Here is a 7,465-nt window from a genome sequence, read left to right as displayed (position 1 = left end):
GCAGCGCCGCACCTGCCGGGCAGGGCGAGGGCTGGGGGCTGGAGGTCGGCGCCCGCGCGGACTTCCTGGTGCTGGACGAGCATGCCGACGGCTTGCGCGGCCTGCCTGCCGGGCACCTGCTGGACGGCCTGGTCTTCGCCACCCAGGGCCAGGCCTTGCGCGATGTCTTCGTCGCTGGGCGCCAGGTGCTCAGCCAGGGGCGGCATGCGCGGGAGGCAGCCATCGGCGCCGAGTTCGCGGCCTTGATGCACCAGCTCTGGTGCTAGTCTCCGTCGAGCCTAACTGTTAGGCTCAGCGCAGGGGAGCACTGTCGTTTTCCGAAGAGGGCGGTCGGATGTTGACCTTGCGCAGCTACAGCATTCGGGCGCGGCTCTACGCGCTCGCGGCGCTGGCCATCGCCAGCATGCTCGTGATCGGCGGCTACGGGCTGATGAGCCTGGCCCGGGCCAAGGCGAACCTGACCCACTATGTGGACAACGACGTCGAGTCGCTGACCCAACTGGCCGGCGTGCGTGCCGGCGTCGGCAACCTGCGCCGCTACGAGAAGGACACGCTGATCAACCTGGCCGATGCCAAGGCCGTCGAGAAGTACCGCGCCGACTGGACCGAGACCTACGGCAAGGTCGCCAAGGGCCTGGCGGCGATCGAGAAGCTGGACATCCCCGAGGACGTGCGCAAGCTCCCGGCGGAGATGATGACGGCGCTGCAGCAGTACCGCAGCGGCTACGAGTCGATCGCCGGGCGCATCGTGGCCGGCGAGTTCCCGGACACGGCCGCCGCCAACAAGTCCATGGAGCCGCTGAAGGCGCCGGTGCGGGCGATGGACCAGACCCTGGGCACGATGACCGAGCTGATCGACCGGCACTCGGCCGACCAGGTCCAGGCGCTGGCCGCGGACGAACGCCGGATCCGCTGGTCGCTGGCCCTGGTGATGAGCCTGGCGGTGCTGATCATCGGCACCTACACCTTCTTCAACATCCGCTCGATCCTGCAGCCGCTGCAGGGAGCGGTGGAGCATGCGGGGCGCATCGCGGGCCACGACCTGAGCCGGCCGGTGGAGGTGGACGGCACCGACGAGACCGCGGCGATGATGCGTGGCGTGCAGGCGATGCAGGCTTCGCTGGCCGGCGTGGTCAGCAGCGTGCGCGGCGCCACCGACAGCATCGCCACCGCCTCGGCCGAGGTGGCCACCGGCGCCCAGGACCTGAGCATGCGCACCGAGCAGGCGGCCTCCAACCTCGAGGAGACCGCCTCGGCGATGGAGCAGCTGACCGCCAGCGTCACCCATAACGCCGAGGCCGCACGGCAGGCCAGCGCGCTGGCGCGCGACGCGGCGGCGGTGGCGCAGCGCGGCGGCAACGTGGTGGGCGAGGTGGTGGACACGATGGGCCGCATCAGCGCCTCCTCCTCGCGCATCGGCGACATCATCGGCACCATCGACGGCATCGCCTTCCAGACCAACATCCTCGCGCTCAATGCGGCCGTGGAAGCGGCGCGCGCCGGCGAGCAGGGCCGCGGCTTCGCGGTCGTGGCCGGCGAGGTGCGCACGCTGGCCCAGCGCAGCGCGCAGGCCGCGCGCGAGATCAAGGAGCTGATCACCGCCAGCGGCGAGAACGTGGACACCGGCGCCCAGCTGGTGCAGCGCGCCGGCGCGACGATGCAGGACATCGTCAAGGCGATCGAGCGGGTCAGCGGCATCGTCGGCGAGATCAGCCACGCCTCGTCCGAGCAGAGCACCGGCATCAACCAGGTCGGCCAGGCCATCGCCAACCTGGACCAGATGACCCAGCAGAACGCGGCGCTGGTGGAGCAGTCCGCCGCGGCGGCGCAGAGCCTGCAGGATCAGGCCGACGCCTTGTCGAAATCGGTGGCCGTGTTCAAGCTGGGCTGAGCCGCCCGACGCGAAAGGAGTTGCCATGCTGACCCACGCCTCCGTCACCACCATGCTGCCGGTCAAGGACATCGCCCGCGCACGCGCCTTCTACGAGGGCTGCCTGGGCCTGGAACCCGGCGGCTTCAAGCCTGACGGCAAGTTCGTCTACAGCGTCGGCGGCAGCACGCTGGCGCTGTTCCCGAAGCCGGAAGGGACCAAGGCCGACCACACCGCGATCAGCTTCCGCGTGGACGACATCGCCGCCAGCATCGCGTCGCTGAAGGGCAGGGGCGTCGTTTTCGAGGACTACGACTTCCCGGACTTCAAGACGATCGACCACGTCTGCGTGCTCGGTTCGGAGAAGGCGGCCTGGTTCAAGGACCCGGAGGGCAACTTCCTCTGCCTGCACGAGGACCTGCCCGAGCAGGCATGATGGGCCGGTGAAAGCGCCGCGCCCCGCACCTGCCCCGATCCGCCCGCTGCCCTGCTGCCGCGCCGGCGTCGAAGCCGTCGTGGCCGACACCGCCCGGGCCTTCGGCCGCCATGTGCATGACGAGTTCGGCATCGGCCTGATCATGCGGGGTGCGCAGCGCTCGGCCAGCGGGCGCGGGCCGGTCGAGGCCGGCGCGGGCGACCTGCTCACCGTCAACCCCGGCGAGGTGCATGACGGTCTGCCGATCGATGCGGCCGGCCGTGCCTGGCGCATGCTCTACCTGGCGCCGGCGCTGGTTGACGAGCTGGCGCAGGACATCGGCCGCGCCGGTTTCGAGTTCCACGATCCGGCCTTTCGCGATATACGGCTGGCGCGGCTGTTTCCCTCGGTGTTCAGCGCGATGACCGGCGAGGATGCGCTGGGCGCCGAACAGCAGCTGCTGCTGTTGCTGGCCGGGCTGCTGAAGCGCCAGCGGCAAGTGCCGCGCGCCGATGAAGCGCCCGGCATCGCCGCCGCCCGCTCGCGTATCGACGACGAGCCCGCCGCCGCCCTCACCCTCGCCGAACTGGCCCGCGAGGCCGGCCTGAGCCGCTGGCAGCTGCTGCGCGGCTTCGCCGCCGCCACCGGCCTCACGCCGCATGCCTACCTGATGCAGCGCCGCCTGCACCGCGCCCGGGCGCTGATCGCCGCGGGCCACGACCTGGCCCATGCCGCGGCCGACAGCGGCTTTGCCGACCAGAGCCACATGACGCGCTTGTTCACCCGCAGCTTCGGCTTCGCCCCCGGGGCCTGGGCGGCTGCAATTTCGTTCAAGACGGGCTGAGGGGCACGGGCCGAGCATGGCCCCATGAGCCCCGACTTCCTCCTCACCTCGCTGATCGTCGTCGCCTCGCCCGGCACCGGCGCCCTGGTCACCATCGCCGCCGGCCTGTCGCGCGGCGCCCGCGCCTCGGTGGTGACGGCCTTCGGCTGCACGCTGGGCATCGTGCCGCACATGCTGGCGGCCATCACCGGCCTGGCCGCGCTGCTGCATGCCAGCGCGCTGGCCTTTCAGGCGATCAAGGTGCTCGGCGTCGCCTACCTGCTGTGGATGGCCTGGGCCACGCTGCGCGCCGGCGGCCCGCTGAAGGTCGACACCACAGAGGGCGCGCCGCGCTCCGACGGCCAGGCGATCCGCCACGCCATCCTGGTGAACGTGCTGAACCCCAAGCTGTCGATCTTCTTCCTCGCCTTCCTGCCGCAGTTCATCGCCCGCGACGAGGCCCGGCCGGCGCTGCTGATGCTGCAGCTCTCGGGCGTCTTCATGGCGATGACCTTCGCGGTGTTCGCGGTCTACGGCGTGTTCGCTGCCGCGCTGCGCGAGCGGGTGCTGGCGCGGGAGGGCGTGCTGCGCTGGCTGCGCCGGGGCTTCGCCGCGGCCTTCGTGGGCCTCGGGCTGAAGCTGGCGATTGTTCGCCCCTGAACAGCGATTCTTGCTGTATCAGCAATGATTCATTGCCTCCGGCCGGATTGGCTTGGCAGCGGGTAAACCCTAGAGTTGCGGCTGTACCGTTCGTCATTGCCTGAGCGGCAATGCTGGCCGGCAGGACCCGACCTCAGCCGCAACACCCCATGGACCGCCTCCACAGCCTGCAAGTTTTCTGCCGCGTGATCGACCGGCAGGGTTTTGCCGCGGCGGCGCGCGAGATGAACCTCTCGCCCTCGGTGGTCACCCGGCTGATCAACGACCTGGAAGCCCATGTCGGCGCGCGGCTGATCAACCGCACGACGCGGCGCCTGGTGCTGACCGAGGCCGGCGAGGAATACCTGGAGCAGGTGCGCCGCATCCTGTCCGACCTGGAAGAGGCCGAGGCCTCGGTGCGCTCGGCCAGCCGCTCGCTCAGCGGGCACCTGAAGGTGCTGGCGCCGCCGGCCTTCGCCACCTACCAGCTGGCGCCGCTGCTGACCGGTTTCCGGCGCCGCTATCCGAAGCTGACGGTGGGGCTGTCGGCGCCGGGGCCGGTCGAGTCGCTGGACGAGGGTTTCGACGTGAGCCTGATCACCGCCCGCGGCGATTCGATCGAGAGCGGGGACTTCGTCGCCCGGCGCCTCGCCCGCGCGCATGTGGTGCTGTGTGCCTCGCCGGCCTACCTGGCCCGCCACGGCCGGCCCACCGCGCCCGAGCAGCTGCGCGACGAGCACGAGATGCTGACCGCGCCGCTGGCGCAAGACCTGACGCTGCATCCGGACCGCGGCATGCCGCCCGAGCTCAAGCCCTACACCTTCACGCCGCTGCATTCACCGCTGGCCACCTCGCAGATGGAAGTGACGATGGCCGCCACCATCGCCGGCCTGTGCATCGCCGCGATGCCCAGCTACGCGGTGGCGCAGGCGATCACCGAGCGGCGGCTGGAGCGGGTGCTGCCCGGCTGGCATGTGTTCCAGATGGCGATCTACGCGGCCATGCCCTCGCGCAAGTACCTGCCCGCCAAGACCCGCGCCTTCATCGACTTCCTCCTCGAGGTCTTCCCCGACGACGACCGCGATCCGTGGCTGGCGGGCTCCCAATGAGCAGCGCCGCCGCATCGCCGTTCCCGCGCCTGGACCGCGCGCTCGCCCACCTGCCCACCGCCCGCGAGTGGCTGTTCTCGGCCCGCACCTTCCTCGCCGCGATGCTGGCCTTCTGGCTGGCGCTGGCGGCCGGCCTGCCGCGGCCCTACTGGGCCTTCGCCGCGGTCTACGTGGTCTCGCATCCGCTGACCGGCGCCACCCGCTCCAAGGGCCTGTACCGGGTGCTGGGCACGCTGATCGGCGCCAGCGCCGCGGTGCTGCTGCTGCCACTGCTGGTGGACATGCCGGTCGTGTTCAGCGCGGTGGTCTCCATCTGGACCGGCACGCTGCTCTACCTGTCCTTCCTGGACCGGCTGCCCAGTAACTACGTCTACATGCTGTCGGCCTACACGCTGCCGATGATCGCGCTGCCGATGGTGCAGGCGCCGGACCAGGCCTTCCCCTTCGCGGTGGCGCGCACCGAGGAGATCGTGCTGGGCATCGCCTGCGCCGGCCTGGTCTCGGCCCTGCTGATGCCCGGGCGGGCGGCGCCGGTGCTGGAGCAGCGCTTCGCCGCCTGGCTGGACGACGCCGCTCGCTGGGCCACCGGCCTGCTGCGCAGCGAGGCCCACGGCCAGCCGCGCGATGCGAAGAGCCTGGCCGGCAGCCACCGCCTGGCCGCCGACGTGCTGGCGCTGGACCAGTTCATCAGCCACCTCCGCCACGACGCCGACAGCGCCGAGGTCGTGCGCATCGCCCGCGAGCTGCGCATGCGCCTGGGCCTGCTGCTGCCCACGCTGTCCTCGCTGAGCGCCGCGATGGGCGCGCTGCGCCGGGCGGGCGCGACGACGCCGGCGCTGGCCGCCGCGATCGATGCGATCGCCGACTGGATCGATGCCCCCGCGTCCGATGAAGACGAAGCCATCGCCGCGCGCCTGCTGGAGCGACTGCAGGCCGCTGCCGAGGACCATCCGCCACTGCTGCGCCGCCATGCGCTGCGCCGGCTCGAAGGCCTGGTGCAGCTGTGGAGCGACTGCCGCGCGCTTCAGCGCATGATGGCCGCGGGCCGCTTCGATCCGCGCTGGACGCCCGCCTACGAGCGCTGGAGCTTCACCCCCGAGCTGCGCCATCATGACCACGGCATGCAGCTGTTCTCGGCGGCCTCGGTCAGCGCGGTGACCTTCATCGCCTGCCTGGTCTGGATCTTCAGCGGCTGGAGCGACGGCGCCGGCGCGGTGATCATGTGCGCCGTCTGCTCCTGCTTCTTCGCCGCGCAGGACGAGCCCGCCCCGGCGCAGCGCACCTTCTTCCACGTCAACACCGTGTGCCTGTTGCTGGGCCTGGTGCTGCTGTTCCTGGTGATGCCGGCGGCGCACGAGTTCGAGACGCTGATGCTGCTGCTGGCGCCGATCTTCCTGTTTATCGGCACCCTGGTCACGCGGCCTGCCTTCGCGGTGCTGGCGATGGGCCTGACCGTCACGCTGGCCACCGGCCTGGGCCTGACCGATGCCTACAGCGCGGACTTCTCCGCCTTCGTCAACAGCAGCGTGGCCAGCATCGCCGGCAGCCTGCTGGCGCTGGTGTGGACGCTGCTGACCCGGCCCTTCGGCGCGCGGCTGAGCCTCACCCGGCTGCTGCACGCCAGCTGGCGCGACCTGGCCGAGACCGCAGCCGGCCGCCACGGCGACGAACAGGTGCTGAGCTCGCGCATGATCGACCGGCTCGGCCAGCTGATGCCGCGCCTGGCCGCCAGCAGCGGCGCGCAGGGCACCGACGGCCTGGCCGAGTTGCGCGTGGGCTTCAGCGCGATGCTGCTGCAGCGCGAGCGGGCAGGGCTCGCGCCCGAAGCCGCCCGCCGCGTGCAGGCCGTGCTCGACGCGCTGGCCCTGCACTACCGGCGGCGGCGCCGCCTGCCGCTGGACCAGCCGCTGCCGGCCGGCCCGCTGCTGCGCCGGCGCATCGAGGCAGCCATCGCCGCCAGCGCCACGGCGCCCGACACGCTGCTCGCGCTGGCCGAACTGCGCCTGGCGCTCGCGACCCCGGAGATTTCCAAGAATGATCGGTGACCTGACCCTCTACGGCATCTACCTGCCCGCGCTGGCGCTGCCGCTGCTGGCGGCCTGGGCCGCGACGGCCGGCCTGCGCTGGCTGCTCGGCCGCGCCGGCCTGTACCGCTGGGTCTGGCACCGCTCGCTGTTCAACCTCGCGCTCTATGTGATCGCGCTGTGGGCCATCGTCCTGGCCACCAAATCATGAAGACCAAGAACCGCTCGAGTAACTCATTAGCTGCACTGGCCGCGCGCCTGGCCCCGCTGGCGCTGACGCTGGCCGTCGCCGCGCTGGCGGCGCTGGCCGGCCGCGAGGTCTTCGCCCGCTATGCCGACGACCCCTGGACCCGCGATGCCCACCTGCGCGCCGACGTGCTGCAGGTCTCGCCCGACGTGTCCGGCCTGGTCACCGCGGTGAACGTGCACGACAACCAGGCCGTCAAGGCCGGCGAGCTGCTGTTCCGCATCGACCCGGCCCGCTACGAGCTGGCCCTGGCCCAGGCCCGTGCCGCCCACGCGCAGAGCCGCGCGGCGCTGGCTCAGTCGGCCGCCGGGCTGGACAACCAGCGCGCGCTGCTGGCC

General features: G+C 71.7%; 8 protein-coding genes and 1 pseudogene. All 9 read left to right on the top strand.

Features of this window, described 5'->3' with window-relative positions; all coding sequences use genetic code 11:
* Positions 1 to 266, top strand: a pseudogene (locus B0W88_RS33885) (formimidoylglutamate deiminase); the annotation flags it as partial.
* 68 nt (positions 267 to 334) lie between these two features.
* Positions 335 to 1,891, top strand: a complete 1,557-nt coding sequence (locus B0W88_RS27840; protein WP_077037815.1) for a methyl-accepting chemotaxis protein — start codon at positions 335 to 337, stop codon at positions 1,889 to 1,891.
* Positions 1,892 to 1,916: 25 nt separating this feature from the next.
* A complete protein-coding gene (locus tag B0W88_RS27835; protein ID WP_077037814.1) occupies positions 1,917 to 2,306 on the top strand; it encodes a VOC family protein in 390 nt (129 codons plus the stop codon).
* A 7-nt stretch (positions 2,307 to 2,313) separates the two neighbouring features.
* Positions 2,314 to 3,129 carry an AraC family transcriptional regulator gene (locus tag B0W88_RS27830; protein ID WP_083749117.1) on the top strand — a complete coding sequence of 272 codons (816 nt, stop codon included), beginning with the start codon at positions 2,314 to 2,316 and terminating at the stop codon, positions 3,127 to 3,129.
* A 24-nt stretch (positions 3,130 to 3,153) separates the two neighbouring features.
* Positions 3,154 to 3,768, top strand: coding sequence for a LysE family translocator (locus B0W88_RS27825; protein WP_077037813.1), 615 nt, complete (start codon positions 3,154 to 3,156; stop codon positions 3,766 to 3,768).
* Between the two features lie 149 nt (positions 3,769 to 3,917).
* On the top strand, positions 3,918 to 4,856 hold the full coding sequence (locus B0W88_RS27820) for a LysR family transcriptional regulator (RefSeq protein WP_077037812.1): 939 nt from the start codon (positions 3,918 to 3,920) through the stop codon (positions 4,854 to 4,856).
* Entirely contained in the window at positions 4,853 to 6,901 is a 2,049-nt protein-coding gene (locus B0W88_RS27815; RefSeq protein WP_077037811.1) for an FUSC family protein, read from the top strand. The genes B0W88_RS27820 and B0W88_RS27815 overlap by 4 nt, the downstream gene beginning before the upstream one ends.
* On the top strand, positions 6,891 to 7,091 hold the full coding sequence (locus tag B0W88_RS27810; protein ID WP_077037810.1) for a DUF1656 domain-containing protein: 201 nt from the start codon (positions 6,891 to 6,893) through the stop codon (positions 7,089 to 7,091). Before B0W88_RS27815 ends, B0W88_RS27810 begins: the two co-directional genes overlap by 11 nt.
* Positions 7,088 to 7,465: biotin/lipoyl-binding protein (locus B0W88_RS27805; RefSeq protein ID WP_144007010.1), on the top strand; the 378-nt coding region annotated here is incomplete at its 3' end. The genes B0W88_RS27810 and B0W88_RS27805, both read left to right, overlap by 4 nt.

Origin of the sequence: Pelomonas sp. KK5 (assembly GCF_001984095.1) — a bacterium.
Classification (GTDB): Bacteria; Pseudomonadota; Gammaproteobacteria; order Burkholderiales; family Burkholderiaceae_C; genus KK5.
This window is presented reverse-complemented; position numbering and strand designations above follow the sequence as displayed.